A 22292-nucleotide genomic window follows, 5' to 3' on the forward strand; every position below is an offset into this window, starting at 1 on the left:
CTAAACAAAACAAGCCACACCCAAAGGACTGAGTTGATGCCTATCCTACCACCTCTGCCACGACCACAACGGCGCCGCATTCACAAAATCATCCATGCCACCCGTGATAAAGGACATGCTCGTCGCTTGATGGCCATCTTGCTGTTACATGAAGGACGCACGATCACCGATGTTCATCACCTTACCGGCGCTGCGCGCTCGACCATCGGTCGTTGGCTTCGGTGGTATCGAGATGAAGGCATAGATGCGCTAGAAGCCTTACCGGCTGGCCGTGCCCCAGTCTTACCTATCGCCAAGATTGTCACCTTACTGGTGCTGCTCATGCAGTTTTCTCCGCAAGATTTTGGTTATCAGCGCAGCCGTTGGTGTACTGAACTATTGGCTATAAAAATCAATCGGTTAACAGGGCTCAATGTGGCAGCCTCCACGCTCCGCCGATGGTTACCTCGTATGGGCATTGTCTGGCGCAGGCCCGTGCCGACCTTGCGGATAAAAGACCCAGCCTATCAGGAAAAAATGGCGAATATCGACGCCGCGCTGGCCCGCTGTGATGCCGATAATCCGGTGTTTTATGAGGATGAAGTCGATATAGACCTCAATCCCAAATTAGGAGCCGACTGGATGTTCAGAGCGCAGCAAAAGCGGGTTGTCACACCGGGGCAGAATGCCAAGCATTATCTGGCAGGCGTTCTCCACGCAGGCAACGGAAGGGTACTTTACGTCAGCGGGATCAAGAAAAACTCATCGCTGTTTATTGCCATGCTGGAAAAGCTGCGCCACCACTACCGACGAGCCAAAACCATCACGTTGATCCTCGATAACTACATCATTCACAAAAGCAAACAGACCGAGCGATGGTTGAAGAAGAATCCCAAGTTCTGCCTGGTGTTCCAGCCAGTTTACAGCCCTTGGGTTAATCACATAGAACGGCTATGGCACAAGTTACATGAAACCATCACGCGCAATCATCAATGCAGAGGGATGGCAAACCTGCTGGCCCGAGTGAAACACTTCATGGATACCGTGTCTCCTTTCCCGGGGAATGGCTATGGCACAGCGAAGGTGTAGCACTATTGGGATCAGTTATTTAGTGAGTGAGCACCATCATCAGGCTGAGGAAGGCGGCAAGCCCGCCGCCGATGCCGATGATCCAGTAAAAGCCCCTGGCCCCCTGTTTGAGCGGAATGCGGAAGTAGAGCAGAAACGCCCACCACCCCAGGGCCAGCAACAGAGGAATAAGAAACATTCGAGCCATGGTGTCCTCGCTGTTATTCTGTTGACCCTTGATCAATCAACAGGATGGATTGTGCAATGACGCAGCTACAGATTACCGCATTCGGTGACCCCTCGGTACTCAGGCTCAACCCTTCCCTGGACAAGGTGCCCGCGGAGGGCGAGGTCCGGGTGCGCATCTGCTTTGCGGGGGTCAACCCCATCGATGCCAAGACCCGTGCCGGTCTCGGCTGGGCGGCCGCCCAGAACAAGGACAAGCTGCCCTGGACGCCGGGTTATGACGTCTCCGGTGTGGTGGAAAAGGTGGGGCCCGGCGTGACCTCCCTGGCCGAGGGGGAACAGGTGTGCGGCATGGTGGGTTTCCCCCTCGCCGCCGGTGCATATGCCGAATCCGTGGTGGCCCGCGAGGAGGAGCTGGTCAAGCTCGATGGGGTGAGCCTCAGGCAGGGCGCGGCCTTGCCGCTGGCGGGACTCACCGCCTGGCAGGGGCTGCTGGAGCACGGTGGCTTGCAGTCGGGGCAACGGGTACTGATCCTGGCCGGTGCCGGTGGCGTCGGCCATCTGGCGGTGCAGTTTGCCGCCGCCTATGGTGCCCATGTGGTTGCCACGGCAAGCGGCGACAATCACAGCTTCCTTCATAGTCTCGGGGCGAGCCGGATGGTGGATTACCACCAGGCCGGGTGGTGCACCGAGGCGATCACCGATGGTCCGTTCGATCTGGTGCTGGATCTGGTGGGGGGCGAGAGCGGCAAGGCGGCGCTGGCCTGCGTCAAGCCGGGCGGCCGTCTGGTGACGGTCCCCACCATCACGGCCCAGCAGATCAAGGACGCGGGGGCCGAGCTCGGCGTCGAGGTTGTCGGCATGCTGGTCCATCCCGATCGAACGCAGCTGACCCAGATGCTGACGCTGCTTCGCCAGGGGGAGGTGAAGATCACTGTCTCCGGTGAATACACGCTGGCAGAAGGGGCGCTGGCCCATCAGGCCATCGAGCAGGGCCATGTGCGCGGCAAGCTGTTGCTGCGCATGTCCGCCGCAGACGGCCAGCCCGGATGATAGACTTCACCGGGATGGGGCTGGGAGGGTTGTTTCTGAGCGCCTTCACCTCCGCCACCCTGTTGCCCGGCAGCTCGGAAGTGCTGCTGGGCGCCATGGCGGTCAAGGGGGAGTGGAGCATGACCAGCCTGCTTTTCTGGGCGACGCTGGGCAATACCCTGGGTTCCATGACCACCTGGTGGCTCGGCTGGCTCGCCACCCACAAGAAAAAACCGGAAGATTTTCAAGGCCGTGGGGAACAAAAAGCCCTTGGTTGGCTCAAACGTCATGGCCACTGGTGTCTGCTGCTTGCCTGGACGCCTGTGGTCGGCGATGGTCTCTGTCTGCTGGCTGGTTGGCTGCGCCTCTCCTTCTGGCGCTCCCTCATCTTGATCGGGCTCGGCAAATTGCTTCGTTATGCCCTGGTGTTTCTGCTGGCCAGTCAGATCTTCTAGCCCTTTTGTCACTCACGAGGTACCCGTGAACAAACTCATTCCATTAAGCATGCTGCTGGGCTTCTCCCTTCCCGTGCTGGCGGCCCCGACCCTGGTGTCCGAGCAGGTCAAGCAGGAGGGCAAGCTCGGCATTCCCTATCAGATGTACAAGCTGGACAACGGTTTGACCGTGATCCTGGCCCCCGACCACTCCGATCCCCTGGTGCATCTGGACGTCACCTATCACGTCGGCTCCTCCCGGGAAACCGTGGGCAAGTCGGGCTTTGCCCACTTCTTCGAGCACATGATGTTCCAGGGCTCCAAGCACGTTGGTGATCAGGAACACATGCGGATCATCAACGAGGCGGGCGGTGACATGAACGGCACCACCAACAAGGACCGCACCAACTACTACGAAACCGTGCCGGCCAACCAGCTGGAGAAGGTGCTCTGGCTGGAGGCGGATCGCATGGGCTTCCTGCTCGATGCGGTGAGCCAGAAGAAGTTCGAGATCCAGCGCGCCACCGTCAAGAACGAACGGGCTCAGCGCATCGACAACCAGCCTTATGGCCTGGTGGGCGAGCGGGTGGGGGAGGCACTCTATCCGCGCACCCACCCCTACTCCTGGCAACCCATCGGATATGTGGAGGATCTCGACCGGGTCGACGTCAACGACCTCAAGCAGTTCTTCCTGCGCTGGTACGGCCCCAACAATGCGACCCTGACCCTGGGCGGCGACTTTGATACCAAGCAGGCGCTGGCCTGGATTGAGCAGTACTTCGGTTCCATCCCGCGCGGTCCGGATGTGGCAGAACCGACGCCCCAGCCTGCCACCCTGCCGGCAACCCGCTACGTGACGCTGGAAGACAAGGTGCATCTGCCGCTCCTGTATATCAGCTACCCGACCGTCTCCCTGGGTGACCCGCAGGAGCCGGCGCTGGACATCTTTGCCGATGTGCTGGGGGGCTCTGCCAGCTCCATGCTCTACCAGTCCCTGGTGAAAACCGGCAAGGCCATCGAGGCGGGTGCCTCCCACTCCTGCGAAGAGCTTGCCTGTACCCTGACGGTCTATGCCTACCCCAATCCGGCGGCGGATGGCAGCCTCAAGACCCTCAAGGGCGAGGTGGACAAGGTGATCGGCGAGTTCGCCCAGCGCGGCATCAAGCCCGCGGATCTGGAGAAGGCCATCAGCAGCTATCGCGCGTCCGCCATCTGGGGACTCGACAGCATCGAGGGCAAGGTCAGCCAGCTTGCCATGGGGCAGGTGCTGGCCCGGGATCCCGACTACGTGTTCAAGAATCTGGATGCCATCGCCCGGGTCAAGGGGTCTGACGTCAAGGCTGCCTACGACAAGTTCATCCAGAACAAGCCTGCAGTGGTGCTGAGCGTGGTGCCCAAGGGCAAGAGCGACTGGCAGGCCGCGACCCCGAACTTCACTCCCGCCAAGCGGGAGCTGCCGGATTACAGCAAGCATGACAAGGTGCTGGCCGAGCGGCCGGTGAAAGATGACTTCGATCGCAGCGTGCAGCCCAAGGCGGCCGATGCGGTGAGCGTCAAGGTGCCCGCCATCTGGCGTGGCAAGCTCGACAAGGGGATCGATATCATCGGCACCCACAGCGACGAGATCCCGGCCGTCTCCATCATGATCGCCCTTCCGGGTGGCATCCGGGCCGAAGGCAAGGGAGAGCTGGGGCTGGCCAGCCTCACCGCCGCCATGCTGGAGCAGGGGACGACGCGCCTCTCCGAGGCCGAGCTGAGCGACGAGCTGCAAAAACTCGGCGCCAGCATCAGCGTCTCCAGCGCCCAGTACAACAACCTCATCACCATCAGCAGTCTGGCGGACAAGCTGCCCGAAACCCTGGCGCTGGTGCGGGAAGTGCTGCTGCAACCCGGCCTGCGGGAAGCGGACTTCGAGCGGCTCAAGACCCAGATGCTGCAAGGCATGAAACAGAGCGAGCAGCAACCCGAGTGGCTGGCGGGTCAGGCGTTCCGCGAACTGGTCTATGGCAAGCAGAACCGCCTCGGCCAACCCTCTGACGGGGTGCTGGCGGACGTGGAGAAGCTGACCCTGGCGGATGTGAAGCGCTTCTATGAGGCCTATTACAATCCGACCAATGCCAAGGTGGTGGTGACAGGTGATGTGACTGCCCAGCAGGTGGAATCCGGTCTCGCCTTCCTGACCCAGTGGCAGGGGGCCGCCCCGACCCTGGGGGATCTCAAGCCCGGGGGAGAGCAGGCCAAGCCAGGCATCTATCTGGTGGACAAGCCGGGAGCCCCCCAGTCGGTGATCCGCATCGGCCGCCGCGCCATGCCGTTTGACACCACGGGAGACTATTTCATCGCCAACCTGATGAACTTCAACCTGGGTGGCAACTTCAACAGCCGCATCAACCTCAACCTGCGGGAAGACAAGGGCTACACCTATGGTGCCAGCTCGGGCTTCCAGGCCAACCGCGAGGCGGGTATCTTCGCGACCGGCGCCAATGTGCGCACCGATGCGACCGTGGATGCCATCCGCCAGTTCCTCAAGGAGATGGACGGCTACCGCAAGAGCGGGCCGACCCCGGTGGAGCTGGCCTACATGCGCAGCGCCGTCTCCCAGCAGGATGCGCTCTCCTACGAGACCCTGGGGCAGAAGGCTGGCTTCCTGCTGCAGATGATCATGTACGACCTGAAGCCGGACTATGTGCAGGCCCAGAACAACCTGATCAAAACGGTGTCACCCGAGACGCTGAAGGCCAGTGCAGCCCGCTGGCTGGATCCGGCCGAGATGGTGATTGTGGTGGTGGGAGACAAGCAAAAGCTTGAAAAACCCCTGAGCGAGCTTCATCTTCCCATCTATCCACTGCAACTGCCCTGAGGGGCGTCGCAACAATAAGTGCCGCCCCGGGTGGGGCGGCCACACATGAGCCGTGAATATGACTACTACTAGCTTGTCGCTCACCGAGTTGCTGGCTGCGCTGGGCACCCCGGAACGGGTGACCGCCCTCAAGGGGATCCGGCGCGGGATCGAGCGCGAATGTCTGCGCATCACCCCCGAAGGGACCCTGGCCCAGACCGATCACCCCAGAAGCCTGGGGTCGGCCCTGACCCATGCCAACATCACCACCGATTACTCCGAGAGCCTGCTGGAGTTCATCACGCCGGCCACCGACTCCATCGAGAGCCTGATCGAGCAGCTCGGCGACATTCACCGCCACACCATTCATCATCTGGGAGAGGAGCGGATCTGGCCCCTCTCCATGCCCTGCTTCGTCGGTGACGAGGAGAGCATCCGCCTGGCCCAGTACGGCAGTTCCAACATCGGACGGATGAAGACCCTCTATCGCCAGGGGCTGAAGAACCGCTACGGCAGCCTGATGCAGGTGATCGCCGGGGTGCACTTCAACTTCTCCATGCCGGACAGCTTCTGGTGCGAGTGGCAGGATCTGGTGGGAGAGGGCTGCTGCAGCCAGCGCTTCATCTCCGACAAGTACATGGGGCTTATTCGCAACGTCTACCGCTTCGGCTGGCTGGTGCCCTATCTGTTCGGCGCGTCTCCTGCCATCTGCGACTCCTTCCTCAAGGGGCGCAAGAGCAGCCTGCCGTTCCAGAAAACCGGCAAGGGCACCCTTTACCTGCCCTATGCCACGGCTCTGCGCCTGTCCGATCTCGGTTACACCAACAGCGCCCAGGCGGGGCTCAAGATCAGTCATGACAGCCTGCCGGCCTATGTGAGCAGTCTGCGCCGGGCCATCAATACCCATGACCCCGACTTCGCCAGGATAGGGGTCAAGGTGAACGGCGAGTACCGCCAGCTCAACGACAACGTGCTGCAGCTGGAGAACGAGCTCTACGCGCCGATCCGCCCCAAGCGCACCCCCCGCAGCGGCGAGAAGCCCTCGGATGCGCTGGAGCAGCGCGGCATCGAATACATCGAGCTGCGCACGGTGGACGTCAATCCCTTTACCCCGTTCGGTATCGAGGTGGATCAGATCCGCTTCTTCGATCTCTTCCTGGTCTGGTGCCTGTTGCGCCCGTCCCCCGTGCTCTCGGATGACGAGGTTGCCCGCAACCGCCGTAACCAGAACAAGGTGGTGCTGGAGGGGCGTCGCCCCGGCCTGACGCTTGAAGATGAGCAGGGCAATGCCATCGGCCTCAAGGAGTACGGCCTCAAGCTGTTCGACGAGCTGGCCGAGGTCGCAGCGCTGCTGGATCGCTGCTGTGGTCGCAACCGCTATCGCGAGACGCTGGCGATGCACCGTGAGAAGCTGCTCGACCCCGAGCAGACCTACTCCGCCCGCCTGCTCAAGCAGTTGCTTTCAAGCGGCCAGGACAACGGCTGCTTCGGCGATGCGCTGGCGAGCCGCTACCGGGAAGAGATGCTGGCCGGTGAGCTGCAGTACTGGGACGAGGCCTATTTTGCCGGCGAGGCACGGGACTCCCTGGCCAAGCAGCGGGAGCGGGAACGCAGTGACAGCCTGTCGTTCGACGACTTCCTGGCTGACTATTTCGGTACCCGCCAGACCACGGCCTGAGGATGCCGCCAGGATGACGAAAGCCGCTCCCGGGAGCGGCTTTTTCATGGGAGCCCGGCGGTGGCCTGGCATAAAAAAACGGCCCGTTCGGGCCGTTTTACATGGGGTGGTTCACCGGTCAGAGGATGAGACCACCGAAGAAGAAGCCGAGCGCCACTGCCATGGCGATGGTGGCCACACCCGGGATGAAGAAGGGGTGGTTGAACACGGCCTTGCCGATGCGGGTGGAGCCGGTGTCGTCCATCTCGACCGCGGCCAGCAGGGTCGGGTAGGTCGGCAGTACGAACAGGGCGCTCACGGCGGCGAAGGAGGCGATGGCCGCCAGCGGGCTGACACCCAGTGCCAGGGCGGCAGGCATCAGGGCCTTGGTGGTGGCACCTTGCGAGTAGAGCAGCATGGAGGAGAAGAACAGCACCACGGCCAGCAGCCAGCTGTATTGGCTCAGCAGATCGCCGGCGAACGCCTGGATCTCGACCATGTTGCCCTTCACGAAGACGTTGCCCAGCCAGGCCACGCCCAGCACGCAGATACAGGCGGACATACCGGACTTGAAGGTCGGCATGTTGGTGATCTGGGCCGCGTCCAGTTTGCAGAACAGGACCATCAGGGTAGCGGCGGAGAGCATGATGCCCATGATGGCGCCATCGCGGGGGATCGGCGGATTGCTGATGAGGCCGACGTTGCCGGAGATGGCGGTGGCATAGGCCATCACGGCCACGATGGAGGCGACGAAGATGCCGACGGAGAGCTTGGCATAAGGCTTGATCTCAACCTGGCTGGTACCGCGCAGCTTGATGAGTCCCTTGGCTTTGCGCTCCAGATAGACTTCGTCCTGATCCAGCGGCTTGCCCAGCAGGTTGGCGATGAAGGCCCCCAGCAGACAGGCGATGAAGCTGGACGGGATGCAGATGGCCAGCAGGGTCAGGTAGTCGACGCCAAGCGGCTCCAGCATGCCGGAGAAGGCGACCACGGCCGCCGAGATGGGGGAGGCGGTGATGGCAATCTGGGAGGCAACGACCGCGATGGAGAGCGGACGGGAGGGGCGAATGCCCTGCTCCTTGGCCACTTCGGCGATCACCGGCAGGGTGGAGAAGGCGGTGTGACCGGTACCGGCCAGCATGGTCATCAGGTAGGTGACGACCGGCGCGGCGAAGGTGATGTGCTTGGGATTCTTGCGCAGGGCTTTTTCGGCCAGGTGCACCAGATAATCCATCCCGCCGGCCAGCTGCATACAGGCGATGGCGCAGATGACGGACGCGATGATCATGATCACGTCCCACGGGAGATAAGTCACCAGCTGATCGCTCGGGATGGGCATGCCCAGCCCCCAGGTCAGCACCAATACCCCCAGACCACCGGCAAAGCCGATACCTATGCTGCCTATCCGGGCCCCCAGATAGATAGCGGCGAGCACCACAAGTAACTCGATTCCAATCATAGCGAACACTCCATTTTCCAGTTTTTTTTAGGTTTTATTAGGCTGAAAAGCCAATTCCCGATGGGGCTGTGGGGAGACCGCTCGGGAATTGACTTTAAATGGGCCGGGATAACCCCGGCCCATCTGCTCGCTTATACGGTGGCTTCGCGGGTGTAACGCTTGGCTTTGTATTGCGGGTTCATCAGGTTCTCGATGGAGAGGATCTCGTCCAGCTGTTCGGCGGTCAGCAGGCCGCGTTCCAGCACGACTTCGCGGACGTTCTTGCCGGTCTGGGCACAGATCTTGCCGACGATGTCGCCTTCATGGTGACCGATGAAGGGGTTCAGGTAGGTCACGATGCCGATGGAGTTCAGCACGTGGTTCATGCAGATGTCCGGGTTGGCGGTGATGCCTTCCACGCACTTCTCGCGCAGGGAGATGCAGGCTTTTTCCATCAAACTCAGGGATTCGAACATGGCCTGACCAATCACCGGCTCCATGACGTTCAGCTGCAGCTGACCGGCCTCGGCGGCGAAGGTGATGGTGACGTCGTTGCCGAATACCTTGAAGCAGGACTGGTTGACCACTTCCGGAATGACCGGGTTGACCTTGGCCGGCATGATGGAGGAGCCAGCCTGCATTTCGGGCAGGTTGATCTCTTTGAGCGCGGTGCGCGGGCCGGAGGAGAGCAGACGCAGGTCATTACAGATCTTGGAGAGCTTCATGGCCAGGCGCTTGACCGCACCGTGCAGCATCACATAGGCGCCACAGTCGGAGGTCGCTTCGATGAGGTCCTCTGCCGGCACGTAGGCACGACCGGTGATCTCGGCCAGACGCTTGATGGCAAGACCGGAGTACTCGGGCGGAGTGTTCAGACCGGTACCGATGGCGGTGGCGCCCAGGTTCACTTCCAGCAGCAGCTCCTGGCAACGCTTGATGGATTTGATCTCTTCACGCAGGGTGACGGCGAAGGCGTGGAACTCCTGACCCAGGGTCATGGGCACGGCGTCCTGCAACTGGGTACGGCCCATTTTCAGGATATGTTTGAATTCCTTGGCTTTGACATCGAAGGCGGCGATGAGGGCTTCCAGAGCGTGCAGGGTGGTGTCGGTGCTGTTGACCACGGCCACGCGGAAACCGGTGGGGTAGGCATCGTTGGTGGACTGGCACTTGTTGACGTGATCGTTGGGGTTGATGACGTCGTAGCGACCCTTTTCAAGTCCCATCAGCTCGAGGGCGATGTTGGCCAGCACTTCGTTGGTGTTCATGTTGACGGAGGTACCGGCGCCGCCCTGATAGACATCGACCGGGAACTGATCGAAGCACTTGCCGGTGTTCAGCATCAGGTCGCAGGCTTCGACAATCTTGTCTGCGATCTCGGGACGGATGGTGCCCAGCTCACCGTTGGCCAGTGCAGCCGCCTTCTTGGTCAGGACCATGCCACGAACAAACTCGGGAACGTCAGAAATCTTCTGAGTGCTGATCTTGAAGTTTTCAACAGCGCGCAGGGTGTGCACGCCGTAGTAGAGGTCGTTGGAAACTTCTTTGGTGCCCAGCAGGTCTTCTTCAATGCGGACGTTCTTGATGTCGCTCATTGTTATGCCTCAGAAATCAAATAAATGGAAACGATCCTCACCGAGTGGTCGCGATTTCCCTACGCACATTTCATCCTGAAGCACCACACATCGGGTGGGGCAGTTGGGAGCCAGTTGCTCCCTGTGCAATGACTGGTGTTGATGTTACCCCAATTGAGGTATCCGGTATTAGACCTGGATCACTAAATTTGAGGCAACCTCAAATTTCTTGTGGTCATTAAACAGATATTGCAATCGGGCGATTAACTTTGACAGAACAACCACCTCAATCCCAGTTGGGCGGACAAATATTTATCCGTATTCCGGGGCCTGCGGCAGGAGAGGCTTGAAAAATGATCAACCAGCCCCATGTTAATGTCAGAAGACCTGAACCCGGCGCGTCAGCATCAGCATCAGCATCAGCGTTGTGCGGCTGCCGACCGGACACCCCGGGTCCATTCATTCATCGCTCCGAGGTTGCTATGGGCAAGTTGTTACTGTTGTTGGTCGGGCTGGTATTGCTGGAGCTCACCGTCATGATCAAGGTGGGCTCCGTGATCGGGGCCTTGCCGACCGTTGGCTTGCTGGTGCTGACGGCCGTGCTGGGATCGTCGCTGGTGCGCAGCGAGGGGATCAAGACCCTGCTCACTGCCCAGCAGAAGATGCAGATGGGGGAGATGCCCGGCCGCGAGGTGATGGGTGGCATGATGCTGGCGTTGGCGGGCTTGCTGCTGATTATCCCGGGGTTTGTGAGCGATATTGTCGGCATCCTGCTGCTGCAGCCCTGGCTGCGCAACATGCTGGCCGACAAGCTGATTGGCAGCAATCAGTTCAGGATGCAGATGGGGGGCTTCCAGGCTCGCCAGCATCCGTTCGAGCCGGGTCCCGGCGATGACAGGCCCGGACAATCCCCGCGAGCGGGTGGCAACACCATCGAAGGGGAGTTCGAACGCAAAGAGTAATCGCGAGCCTCGGGCTGTGCCGTCAGGATCTCCCCTGATGGCACAGCCGCTCGAATCTGTGGCGGGCATACCCCCATGCCAGCAATCCGGCGGCCAGGTTCGCCAGCAGCATCCCCAGATAGATCCCCTGTTCTCCCCCCAGTTTTGCCCCCAGCCAGGCCCCTGGCAGCAAGAAGACAAACAGTCTGATGCCGTTTATCAGCAGTGACACCGCCGATGCCCTGACGCCGTTGAGGGCCGAGGCCAGCAGCATCACCATGCCCTGAAAGCCGTAGCCGATGGGGACCAGATGCAGATAGAGCACGATGAGGCGCACCACTTGCGGATGATCGCTGAACAGATCGGCGATGAAGGGGGCGAGAAGCCAGGTCAGCACGTAGACCCCAAGCTGAAATATCAGGGCAAAGCGCATGCAGAGCAGCAGGGCGGCCTTGGCTCGGGCCGGATTCCCGGCGCCGCAGTTCTGCGAGATGAAGGGGGCCAGCACGGAAGAGAGCGCCATCATCACGATGAGCAGCAAGGCCTCGACCCGGGATGCCGCGCCGTAGGCGGCGACCACCTCGGTTCCGAGCCCGGCGAAAATGATCATCAACACGGCGTTGGCCAGTGGGTTGAGCATGTTGGTAAACGATGCGGGCACCGCCACATGGAGCAGGGCGCGCCAGTGGGCCAGCAACTGCGGGCGCGGGGAGAGGCGCCAGCGCAGCAGGCCCTCGCGGTGGCGCAATATATAGAGGCTGACCAGCATGGCCATCAGCCAGGAGAGGGAAGTGGCGATGGCGGCGCCCCGAATGCCCCACTCAGGGAAGGGGCCCGGCCCGAAGATGAGCAGAGGATCCAGCACGCCGTTGACCAGACCGGCGACCCCCATCACCAGACTGGGGGTCTTGGTATCCCCCGTGGTCCGGATGGCCGCATTGCCGACCATGGGCACGACCAGCATAGGGACGGTCAGATACCAGATGAGCATGTAATCGTGGATGAGGGAGATGAGCTCGGGGCTGGCCCCCAGCAGGGTGAACAGAGGGGTAATGGTCATTGCCCCCAGTCCGGCAAGCAGACTCACCAGGATGACGGCGAGGAACAGGCAGTCTGTGGTGATGCGGGCAGCCTCGTCATGGCGACCCTGCCCCAGGGCATGACCGAGCAGGGCGCACAGGCCCGCTCCCAGCCCCATGGTCAGGGAGGTGACGACAAAGGTGACCGGGAAGGTGAAGCTGATGGCGGCCAGCGCCTGGGTACCCAGCATGCCGATGAAGAAGGTATCGACCAGGTTGAAGGCCAGGATGGCGATGATGCCCAGGATCATGGGGCCCGTCATGCGCAGCAGCATGGGCGTCATGGGGGCGGTCAGCATGGGGTTGGGTCGGCTCAAGGCAGAGTCTCTAGGTGCTTTGGGCCTGAATGCTGGCCGTCTCCATCCGCCTTCCTGATTGGGGATGGGTGATCCATCGAAGGTGTTCATAGTACGTGAAAATATTTTTTTTGTATTTGCCCTTGAAGGGCTAGCCCTGTTGCCCCAGATCAGGGGCATGACAAATTTGGCCGATTGCGGCCATTCCTCAAGCAACACAGAGACTCATTTTGGGAGAGTTATCGATGAAAATTCGTCCACTGCACGACCGCGTCATCATCAAGCGCATCGAAGCTGAAGCCAAATCCGCTGGCGGCATCGTCTTGACTGGCACTGCGGCCCAGAAGTCCACCCGTGGTGAAGTTCTTGCCGTGGGGACTGGTCGAATTCTGGACAATGGGGATGTCAAAGCACTGGCCGTCAAGGTGGGTGACAAGGTGATCTTCAACGAAGGCTACGGCGTGAAGACCGAAAAGCTGGATGGCCAGGACGTACTGATCCTGTCCGAGACCGACATCCTGGCGATTGTCGAAGAGTAATCACCCTCCCTCTTTTCCCGAATTGATTTAAGGATTGAAGAACATGGCAGCTAAAGAAGTTAAGTTTGGCAACGAAGCTCGCATCAAAATGCTGGAAGGCGTCAACATCCTGGCCGATGCCGTCAAGGTGACCCTGGGCCCGAAAGGCCGCAACGTGGTGCTGGACAAGTCCTTCGGCGCCCCGACCATCACCAAGGATGGCGTCTCCGTTGCCCGTGAAATCGAACTGGAAGACAAGTTCCAGAACATGGGTGCCCAGATGGTCAAGGAAGTCGCTTCCAAGGCCAATGATGCCGCCGGTGACGGTACCACCACTGCCACCGTACTGGCTCAAGCCATCGTCAACGAAGGCCTGAAGGCCGTTGCCGCCGGCATGAATCCCATGGATCTGAAGCGTGGTATCGACAAGGCCGTTGTGGCTGCCGTTGCCGAGCTGCAAGCTCTGTCCACCCCTTGTGCCGACAACAATGCCATCGCCCAGGTAGGCACCATCTCCGCCAACTCCGACGAGAAGGTCGGCAAGCTGATTGCCGAAGCCATGGACAAGGTCGGTCGTGACGGCGTCATCACCGTGGAAGATGGTCAGGGCTTGGAAGACGAGCTGGCGGTGGTAGAAGGCATGCAGTTCGACCGCGGCTACCTCTCCCCTTACTTCGTGAACAAGCCGGAAACCGGCTCCGTCGAACTGGATGACCCCTTCATCCTGCTGGTGGACAAGAAAGTCTCCAACATCCGCGAAATGCTGCCGGTGCTGGAAGGTGTGGCCAAGGCGGGCAAACCGCTGATCATCGTGGCCGAAGACGTGGAAGGCGAAGCACTGGCGACCCTGGTGGTCAACACCATGCGTGGCATCGTGAAAGTGGCCGCCGTCAAGGCGCCGGGCTTCGGTGATCGCCGCAAGGCCATGCTGCAGGATATCGCCATCCTGACCGGTGGTACCGTGATCTCCGAAGAAGTGGGCATGGAGCTGGAAAAAGCGACCCTGGAAGATCTGGGCCGTGCCAAGCGCATCGTCATCACCAAAGAGAACACCACCATCATCGATGGCGTGGGTGATGCTGCCCTGATCGAAAGCCGCGTGGCCCAGATCCGTCAGCAGATCGAAGAGACCTCTTCCGATTACGACCGTGAGAAGCTGCAAGAGCGCGTGGCCAAGCTGGCCGGCGGTGTTGCCGTGATCAAGGTGGGTGCTGCCACTGAAGTTGAAATGAAAGAGAAGAAAGCCCGTGTTGACGATGCCCTGCACGCCACTCGCGCAGCCGTGGAAGAAGGCGTGGTTGCCGGTGGTGGTGTAGCGCTGGTGCGCGTTGCTGCCAAGCTGGCCTCGCTGCGTGGTGACAACGAAGACCAGAACGTCGGCATCAAGGTTGCCCTGCGCGCCATGGAAGCCCCGCTGCGTCAAATCGTCATCAACGCCGGCGAAGAAGCCTCCGTCATCGCCAATGCCGTGAAGAACGGTGAAGGCAACTACGGTTACAACGCCTACACCGAACAATACGGCGACATGCTGGCCATGGGTATCCTGGATCCCACCAAGGTAACCCGTTCTGCCCTGCAGTTCGCCTCGTCCGTCGCTGGCCTGATGATCACCACAGAGTGCATGATCTCCGAGCTGCCGAAGAAAGATGCACCTGCCATGCCTGATATGGGTGGCATGGGCGGTATGGGTATGATGTAATCCCGTCAAGTCATCAAACGGCTCGCTTTTGCGGGCCGTTTTTTTTAGTGCTACTAAGCTGAAGTTGTTGATAGTGAAATGATCTGAGGTGAACATGCGATACTTAGGGCTTCTCCCGTTACTCCTTTCCCTGGCCTTGCCGGGCATGGCGCAGGCGACACCACAGGGGCCGGTCATTCTCAAGGTGACGGGGAATCTGGATCCTGCCGATCCGGCAGATGGAGAGGTGCTGTTCGATATGGCCATGATCCAGGCGCTGCCGCAGCATGAGGTGGTGACGAGCAATCCCTGGGTGGACAAACCGCACAAATACGTGGGGCCGAAACTGGCGGACGTGCTGACTGAGGTGAAGGCCAACGGCAAGAGCATCACGCTCACCGCCCTGAACAGTTTCCAGATCCGGATCAACTGGGATAAGGTCAAGCAATACGATCCTATCCTGGCCTGGCAGGATGACGGGATGACCATGCGGGTACGTGACAAGGGGCCGCTCTGGTTTATCCTGCCACTGGATCAGCATCCCGAACTCAGGCGTTCCGAGTTCACCGACATGATGATCTGGCAACTGAGTGCGATCGACATTCAGCAGTAAAAACGGTGGTTTACGGGAGTACTGGGTGAAAGCGAAGACCAGGGCCTGGCCCTTACTCGGCGTTCTTTATCTATCCATTCTGTTGTTCACGGGTAGCACCCTCTATTGCCTGGTGCAGATACAAAATGCGACCCGGGTGATGGAGAAGTACACCTATGACGTCTCCTGGGCATTGATGCAGTTGCAGCTCGAGCTGGGCCGCTTTCTCAATGCCGTCGAGATTTACCACTATGGCGGCATAGACCAGGAAGCCCTGCTGCTCCGCTATGACATTCTCTGGAGTCGTACCCCCATTCTCCTGAGCGGCCAATTGAGAAAAAGCCTCGCGGACAATCCGAAGACGCTGCGGCTGGTGAAACTGACCGAAAGCAGCATCCGCAAGCTGGAGCCTGATTTGGTCAGGCTCAAACCGGGGACGCCGGATTACCAGCAAGTCATGATGACACTGGCGCCCTTGCAGGAACCCCTCTCTTACTCTCTTGCTTCCGTCATGCAGAACAACATCAACGTCTATACGGGCAACGACGCGCGTTTTGGCCAGTTGCGCAATGCCCTGTTGTTCATGGTGTCGGGGCTGGTGGTGTCCGTCATTCTGCTCAGCGGCCTGCTGGTGCGAGAAGCCAGGCGCCATTTCAGGACCGCTAGGATCGATCCCCTCACCGGGCTCGCCAACCGGCTGGCGCTGCTGGAAAAGATGGATGCCTATGTCACCCGTGACACCTCCTTCGGACTGGTGCTGGTCGACATCAACGACTTTCGTGATATCAACAGCAAGTTTGGCTACAACACAGGGGACCTCCTGCTGCAGGAGGTGGCAAAGCGGCTGCGCGCCCTGTGCGAAAACGGGGAGTGGGTGGCGCGTTTGGGGGGAGATCAGCTTGCCATGCTGCAACGGGAGGGGAGCGATCTTCGTCAGGTCAGGGAGCTCGTGGCCAGAGTGCTCCACTCCATCAAGCAAGACATCATCATCGACAACTACCCTTTCCGGCTTGAGGTCGGTATTGGTATCGCCTTCTTCCCGACCGACAGCAACCAGACCCAGGAGTTGCTCAGCCGGGCGGAGCAGGCCCTCTCTCACAGCCGCAAGACCCATGTTCCCTATGTCATCTATGACAGTTCCCTGCTCAACGAGACGGCCAGGCGCAAGCATCTTGCGTCTGACATGGTGATGGCGCTGGAGCACAATGCGCTCGAGCTCTATTACCAGCCCATCGTCAATCTGGAAAGTGGCCGCTGTGAAGCCGTGGAGGCGCTGCTGCGCTGGCGCCATCCCGAGCTTGGCTTTATTCCCCCCAACGAGGTGATCCAGGTGGCGGAAGAGTTCCAGCTGGCCGAGAAACTGGGTGGCTGGGTATTGAATACCGCATGTGAACAACTGCATCAGTGGCAGCACCTGGGTTTGGTGGACTTGCAGATGTGCGTGAACATCTCCCCGGGCATGTACCAGCGCAACCTCTTGAAGCTGGTGGCCAGAGCGCTGATGGAGCACCATATCCCTGCGTCCAGCCTGGTGCTGGAGGTGACGGAAGACACCACCATGCGCGAGGTCAAGAACTCGCTGCAGTTGATGCAGGATCTCAGCCAGCAGGGGGTACATCTGGCCCTTGACGACTTCGGCACCGGCTACTCCTCCCTCAGCTATCTGCAGAAGCTGCCGGTGAGCAAGGTGAAGATAGACAGGTCCTTCATCCAGGGTATCGACACCTCCATTGAGGCGGCCGAACTGGTCGCCAACATCTGCCGTATGGGCTCCATGCTTGGCAAGAAACTGGTATGTGAAGGGATCGAGACCCAGGGGCAGCTCGATGTGCTGCGCTCATTGACCGACATACATCTGTATGGGCAGGGATATCTGTTCAGTCGCCCGGAGCATGCTGAAAAGGCCTATCAGACATTGCTGGAGATGGAAGAGCGCTGGTTGGCCCGGCGCTCGCCGGACAAGGCATATCTGCGTTGAACGATATGGCTCATGTCTCACCGGTCCCGGCCGATAGTCTCTTGGCAGGAGGTACACAATGGATATTTCTAGTTCTGCAAATGCGTCGTTCGGTTCTGCACTGATGGTGGCCAGCCTGGCCAAAAAGCAGCAGACCCAGGAAGGCGAATCCGCACTGAAATTGCTGCAAACCGCAGCGCAATCCGCTCCGGCTGCGCCGACATCGGCCAGCGCTTCCCTCGGAAGCAATATCGATATCCGCGTCTGAGCGATAAAAAAGCCCCCATCTCTCGATGGGGGCTTTCTTTTTATTTGGCAGTTACCTGTCAGGCTCAGACCGGGAAAGGGGCTGGCGCCTCGAAGGTCATCCGCTCGCCGCTGCGGGGGTGGCTGATGGTCAGGCTGGCCGCATGCAGATAAAGGTGCGGTGCAGCCGCCAGCGCATCCGGGTTGGCGTAGAGGTTATCGCCGAGGATGGGGTGACCCAGCTCCAGCATATGGACCCGCAGCTGATGGGAGCGACCGGTAATCGGGGTCAGCTTGATCAGGCTGTTGCCGTTCTCCACCTTCAGCTTCTGCCACAGGGTCAGGGCATGACGCCCCTCCTCATGGTCAACTTTTTGTTTCGGCCGGTTGGGCCAGTCGACGCAGAGCGGCAGGTCCACTTCACCCGCATCCTGTTCCGGTTCACCCCACACCCAGGCGAGGTAGTGCTTCTCGGTCTCCCGCTCGCGGAATTGCCGGCTCAGCTCCCGGTGGGAGTTGGGGTTGAGCGGGATTACCAGCACACCGGTGGTCGCCATGTCGAGGCGATGGGCTGCTGCCGCCTTGGGGTGCTGCTGCTTGACCCGATGGAGCACGCTGTCTTCGTTCTCGGGGCCGCGCCCGGGGACGCTCAGCAGGCCAGTGGGCTTGTTGACCACCATGATGTCCTTGTCCTTGAACAGGATATCGAGCCAGGGTTCCAGGGGCGGTGAGTATACAAACATAGCGTCTCGCATCTTTGGTCAAAGCGGGGGCAAGCCCCCATCAGTTATGGGTTACCACGATAAAAAGTGCATGGCAGCCAACTCGCGTTGGGTTTGGCCATTTCACCGTTTTATCAGTTATGGGTCACCACAATAAAGCGGATGGCATCCAGCTTGAGCTGGGTCTGGTCGATCAGGTGGTGCAATTCTGCCTGCAGATTGCGCAGATATTCCAGCTCGCTGTCGCGCACGTTCGGGTTGACCGCCTTGAGCGCCTCCAGACGATCGAGATCCTGCTGCAGGGTCTGCGCCATCTGGGCGCGGGCCTTGTCGACAATCCCGGCTTTCAGCTCGTCGGCAATGACCTGGCCCTTGCCAATCAGGCCGTGGATCACCGGCTGGGACGCGGTGACCAGCTTGCTGCCGAGGTGGCGGTTGACCGGGGTCAGCTGGCGGTTGAAGGCATCGAACGCTACCTTCTCGCCCAGATTCTGGCCGTTCTTGTCCATCAGCAGACGGATAGGCGTCGGCGGCATGAAGCGGTAGAGCTGGGGATGGGCCGCAGACTCGGCGACGAAGATCAGCTCAAGCAGGATGGAGCCGATGGGCAGCGCCTTGTTCTTGAGCAGCGCGACCGAGGTTGCACCTATCTCGGAGCCCAGGATCAGGTCGATACCGCCGCGCATCATGGGGTGATCCCAGGAGAGCAGCGCCATGTCATCCCGCGACAGGGCCGTGTTGCGATCGAAGGTAATGGTCATGCCATCTTGCGGCAGGCCCGGGAAGCTGGAGACCAGCATGTGATCCCCCGGGGTCAGCACCAGCGCGTTCTCGCCTCTGTCATCCTGATTGACGCCGATCTCGTCGAACATCTTGAGTGCGAAGGAGATCATGCCGGTGTCGTCATCTTCGGCGGCCAGCTTGTCGACCAGCTGCTGGGCGGCAGCACCACCGCTGGAGTGGATCTCCAGCAGGCGATCGCGACCCTGTTCCAGCCGGGCCTTGAGCGGCTCGTGCAGTTCGCGGGTCTTGACCAGCAGGGCGTCGAGCGGGCCTTGCTCGCCGGTGTTGGCGGCCAGCAGCTCGAACAGCTCGTCACGCACCGCTTCGAATACCGGGCGGGCGGTCGGGCAGGTCTGCTCGAACGCGTCCAGACCATCGTGATACCAGAGCTGCAGGGCGCGCTGGGAGGTACCCTCCAGATAGGGGACGTGGATCTCGACGGTATTCTGCTGACCGATGCGATCCAGTCGACCGATACGCTGTTCCAGCAGATCCGGGTTGAGGGGCAGATCGAACAGCACCAGGTGGCTGGCAAACTGGAAGTTGCGGCCCTCTGAGCCGATCTCGGAGCAGAGCAGCACCTGGGCGCCACCATCCTCTTGCGCGAAATAGGCAGAGGCCTTGTCCCGCTCGAGGATCGACATCCCTTCGTGGAATACGGTACCGCGGATCCCTTCACGGGTGCGCAGCGCCTCTTCCAGTGCGATGGCGGTGGCCGCTTCGGAGCAGATCACCAGCACCTTCTGTTGGCGGGCACCGAGCAAGAGTTCCAGCAACCACTCGACGCGCGGGTCGAACTGGGTCCAGGTGGCGTTGTCGCCTTCGAACTGCTGGAAGATCTTCTCGGGATAGAGGTAGCGCAGGGCGCGGGTCTGCAGATCGCCGCCATTGCCACCCATCATGCCCATCACCTTGATGGCGGTCTTGTACTGCTCCGGCAGCGGCATGGGGTAGACGTTGAGATGACGCTCGGGGAAGCCCTGAATGTTGGCGCGGCTGTTGCGGAACAGGACGCGACCGGTGCCGTGCTGATCCAGCAGCTTGGCGACCGCCTGTTGACGGGCGGCGGCATCGCCGAGATCCAGACCGGTCAGTTGATCAGCCAGGATGGCTTTGGCGTTTTCGCTCAGGGTCTCGCCATCCAGCAGCTCTTGCGCTGCGCTGGCGACCTGACCATAGGCCTGCTCCTCGGCGAGGAAGGCCTCGTAGTCGTAGAAACGCTCGGGATCGAGCAGGCGCAGACGGGCGAAGTGGCTCTGGTGGCCCAGCTGATCCGGGGTGGCGGTCAGCAGCAGCACGCCTGGGACCTGTTCGGCCAGCGCTTCCACCATCTCGTAGGCGCGGCTCGGCGCCTCCTCGCTCCACTCCAGATGGTGCGCCTCGTCGACAACCAGCAGATCCCACTCTGCTTCCAGCACCTGCTCGAAGCGACGACGCTTCTTGCGCAGGAAGTCGAGGCTGCAGATCACCAGCTGTTCGGTCTCGAAGGGGTTCTCCGCATCGGCGAACGCCTCGATGCAGCGCTCCTCGTCAAACAGGGAGAAGTGCAGGTTGAAGCGACGCAGCATCTCGACCAGCCACTGGTGCTGCAGGGTTTCGGGCAGCAGGATCAGCACCCGATGGGCGCGGCCGGAGAGCAGTTGCTGATGGATGATCATGCCCGCTTCGATGGTCTTGCCCAGACCTACCTCATCGGCCAGCAGCACGCGCGGGGCGTAGCGATGACCCACTTCATGGGCGATATAGAGCTGGTGCGGGATCAGGCTGACCCGGCCACCGGCCAGGCCGCGAGTCGGGTTGCGACGGCGCTGGTGCTGGTTGATCAACGCCTCGTAGCGCAGGGTAAAGCGGGACATCCGGTCGATCTGGCCGGCGAACAGGCGATCCTGCGGCTTGTTGAACTTGATGAAGTTGTTGAGGAACACTTCCTTGAGGGCTACGGGCTCATCGTTGTCGGTGCGCACACCTACATATATAAGCAGGCCGTCTTTCTCCTGCACTTCGTCGACCGTCATGGTCCAGTCTTCGTGACTGGCAATCTGATCGCCCACATTGAAGCTGACCCGGGTCACCGGCGCCTCTTCTTTGGCATACATACGGTTTTCACCGGTAGCCGGAAACAACAGGGTAACCATGCGTCCTTCAACAGCAACGACAGTCCCCAACCCCAGATCCGTCTCTGTATCACTAATCCAACGCTGGCCAAGTGCAAAAGGCATTAAACTCTCCAAAGCCCAAGAGTGTGAGAATCGCAAAGGGGCGCTATGTTACCCGAAGGCCGGATCCCGATCACCATGGTTATGGTGTTCGGGAAAGGCAATTCGATACAACCTTGATCTGCTGACCTCCTTGAGCCTGCAAGGCGTAGAGGGTGCCTGCATACGGAACCCTGTCAGAGCATTAAATCACCGTGTTGGTTGATTGGTGAGCGGTTGAGCTGAAAATGCGAATTTTATGCGAAATTGCCCTTGCCAGAAAGTTTCAGCTCCCTATAATGCGCCTCCATCGACAGGGCAAGCGGCAACGCAAACAACCTCGTCGATAACCTCGAAAAGCCTTTGAAAATAAGGCTTGACTCGAGAAGGCGGCTGAGTAGAATCCCACTCCCGCAGCAACACACTGTTGCGTCGCTCTTTAACAATTTGAATCAAGCAATCTGTGTGGGCACTCACAGCATCGAACGTCAAAAACAATTTTTGATTTTCAATGTCTGGTGAAGTGACCAAGACAACTTCGGTTGTCACAGTTTATTTCAGCAATTCATTGAGCCGCTGAATGTCGTTACTTCGGTAATGGCGCGACGCAAACCAAACTTAAATTGAAGAGTTTGATCATGGCTCAGATTGAACGCTGGCGGCAGGCCTAACACATGCAAGTCGAGCGGCAGCGGGAAAGTAGCTTGCTACTTTTGCCGGCGAGCGGCGGACGGGTGAGTAATGCCTGGGAAATTGCCCAGTCGAGGGGGATAACAGTTGGAAACGACTGCTAATACCGCATACGCCCTACGGGGGAAAGCAGGGGACCTTCGGGCCTTGCGCGATTGGATATGCCCAGGTGGGATTAGCTAGTTGGTGAGGTAATGGCTCACCAAGGCGACGATCCCTAGCTGGTCTGAGAGGATGATCAGCCACACTGGAACTGAGACACGGTCCAGACTCCTACGGGAGGCAGCAGTGGGGAATATTGCACAATGGGGGAAACCCTGATGCAGCCATGCCGCGTGTGTGAAGAAGGCCTTCGGGTTGTAAAGCACTTTCAGCGAGGAGGAAAGGT

The 22292-nt window shown here is 60.2% G+C and carries 17 protein-coding genes and 1 rRNA gene; 12 read left to right on the forward strand and 6 right to left on the reverse strand.

Annotated elements, in window-relative coordinates; translation table 11 throughout:
• Positions 1–36 precede the first annotated feature (36 nt).
• Positions 37–1068, forward strand: a complete 1032-nt coding sequence (locus AB5Y64_RS09785; RefSeq protein ID WP_001809438.1) for an IS630-like element ISAhy2 family transposase — start codon at positions 37–39, stop codon at positions 1066–1068.
• Positions 1069–1087: 19 nt separating this feature from the next.
• Here AB5Y64_RS09785 and AB5Y64_RS09790 read toward each other — a convergent pair whose 3' ends face one another.
• Entirely contained in the window at positions 1088–1255 is a 168-nt protein-coding gene (locus tag AB5Y64_RS09790; protein ID WP_162513465.1) for a hypothetical protein, read from the reverse strand.
• A gap of 56 nt (positions 1256–1311) precedes the next feature.
• Between AB5Y64_RS09790 and AB5Y64_RS09795 the strand changes: the two genes are divergently transcribed.
• Genes AB5Y64_RS09795 through gshA form a run of 4 tightly spaced genes read left to right on the forward strand, consistent with a single transcriptional unit; the run spans position 1312 to position 7216 of the window.
• Positions 1312–2286 (forward strand): NADP-dependent oxidoreductase, encoded by a 975-nt coding sequence (locus tag AB5Y64_RS09795; protein ID WP_323937335.1) that lies wholly within the window; start codon positions 1312–1314, stop codon positions 2284–2286.
• Positions 2283–2720 (forward strand): YqaA family protein, encoded by a 438-nt coding sequence (locus tag AB5Y64_RS09800; protein ID WP_029313803.1) that lies wholly within the window; start codon positions 2283–2285, stop codon positions 2718–2720. The genes AB5Y64_RS09795 and AB5Y64_RS09800 overlap by 4 nt, the downstream gene beginning before the upstream one ends.
• A gap of 25 nt (positions 2721–2745) precedes the next feature.
• Positions 2746–5559, forward strand: coding sequence for a pitrilysin family protein (locus tag AB5Y64_RS09805; RefSeq protein WP_124243885.1), 2814 nt, complete (start codon positions 2746–2748; stop codon positions 5557–5559).
• Positions 5560–5617: 58 nt separating this feature from the next.
• A complete protein-coding gene (gshA, locus tag AB5Y64_RS09810; RefSeq protein WP_113978522.1) occupies positions 5618–7216 on the forward strand; it encodes a glutamate--cysteine ligase in 1599 nt (532 codons plus the stop codon).
• A 118-nt stretch (positions 7217–7334) separates the two neighbouring features.
• On the opposite strand, the gene AB5Y64_RS09815 is transcribed toward gshA, so the two are convergent.
• Both AB5Y64_RS09815 and aspA read right to left on the reverse strand, forming a co-directional pair.
• Positions 7335–8654 (reverse strand): anaerobic C4-dicarboxylate transporter, encoded by a 1320-nt coding sequence (locus AB5Y64_RS09815; RefSeq protein WP_010673132.1) that lies wholly within the window; start codon positions 8652–8654, stop codon positions 7335–7337.
• A 131-nt stretch (positions 8655–8785) separates the two neighbouring features.
• Positions 8786–10228, reverse strand: a complete 1443-nt coding sequence (gene aspA / locus AB5Y64_RS09820; RefSeq protein ID WP_010673133.1) for an aspartate ammonia-lyase — start codon at positions 10226–10228, stop codon at positions 8786–8788.
• A gap of 461 nt (positions 10229–10689) precedes the next feature.
• On the opposite strand from aspA, the gene AB5Y64_RS09825 reads away from it, so the two are divergent.
• Positions 10690–11169 (forward strand): FxsA family protein, encoded by a 480-nt coding sequence (locus AB5Y64_RS09825; protein WP_368176085.1) that lies wholly within the window; start codon positions 10690–10692, stop codon positions 11167–11169.
• A gap of 22 nt (positions 11170–11191) precedes the next feature.
• Here the strand turns inward: AB5Y64_RS09825 and AB5Y64_RS09830 are convergent, their stop codons facing one another.
• On the reverse strand, positions 11192–12526 hold the full coding sequence (locus tag AB5Y64_RS09830; RefSeq protein WP_223933513.1) for an MATE family efflux transporter: 1335 nt from the start codon (positions 12524–12526) through the stop codon (positions 11192–11194).
• A gap of 242 nt (positions 12527–12768) precedes the next feature.
• On the opposite strand from AB5Y64_RS09830, the gene AB5Y64_RS09835 reads away from it, so the two are divergent.
• The 5 genes from AB5Y64_RS09835 (at position 12769) to AB5Y64_RS09855 (ending at position 17536) form a co-directional block, all read left to right on the forward strand.
• Positions 12769–13062, forward strand: a complete 294-nt coding sequence (locus AB5Y64_RS09835) for a co-chaperone GroES (RefSeq protein WP_005309514.1) — start codon at positions 12769–12771, stop codon at positions 13060–13062.
• A 43-nt stretch (positions 13063–13105) separates the two neighbouring features.
• Entirely contained in the window at positions 13106–14740 is a 1635-nt protein-coding gene (groL, locus tag AB5Y64_RS09840) for a chaperonin GroEL (RefSeq protein WP_042864436.1), read from the forward strand.
• A gap of 94 nt (positions 14741–14834) precedes the next feature.
• A complete protein-coding gene (locus AB5Y64_RS09845) occupies positions 14835–15332 on the forward strand; it encodes a molybdopterin-binding oxidoreductase (protein WP_029313815.1) in 498 nt (165 codons plus the stop codon).
• 25 nt (positions 15333–15357) lie between these two features.
• The gene (locus AB5Y64_RS09850; protein ID WP_029313817.1) at positions 15358–17289 is read left to right on the forward strand and encodes a bifunctional diguanylate cyclase/phosphodiesterase; all 1932 of its coding nucleotides are present in this window, start codon (positions 15358–15360) and stop codon (positions 17287–17289) included.
• A gap of 58 nt (positions 17290–17347) precedes the next feature.
• A complete protein-coding gene (locus AB5Y64_RS09855; protein ID WP_043153121.1) occupies positions 17348–17536 on the forward strand; it encodes a hypothetical protein in 189 nt (62 codons plus the stop codon).
• 64 nt (positions 17537–17600) lie between these two features.
• On the opposite strand, the gene rluA is transcribed toward AB5Y64_RS09855, so the two are convergent.
• Both rluA and rapA read right to left on the reverse strand, forming a co-directional pair.
• A complete protein-coding gene (gene rluA / locus AB5Y64_RS09860) occupies positions 17601–18257 on the reverse strand; it encodes a bifunctional tRNA pseudouridine(32) synthase/23S rRNA pseudouridine(746) synthase RluA (RefSeq protein ID WP_043852217.1) in 657 nt (218 codons plus the stop codon).
• A gap of 113 nt (positions 18258–18370) precedes the next feature.
• A complete protein-coding gene (gene rapA / locus AB5Y64_RS09865) occupies positions 18371–21238 on the reverse strand; it encodes an RNA polymerase-associated protein RapA (RefSeq protein ID WP_043153129.1) in 2868 nt (955 codons plus the stop codon).
• Positions 21239–21834: 596 nt separating this feature from the next.
• Between rapA and AB5Y64_RS09870 the strand changes: the two genes are divergently transcribed.
• Positions 21835–22292 (forward strand): 16S ribosomal RNA (locus AB5Y64_RS09870); the annotation flags it as partial.

This window comes from Aeromonas sp. R5-1 (genome assembly GCF_040908265.1).
In the GTDB taxonomy this organism is placed as follows: Bacteria; Pseudomonadota; Gammaproteobacteria; order Enterobacterales; family Aeromonadaceae; genus Aeromonas; species Aeromonas caviae.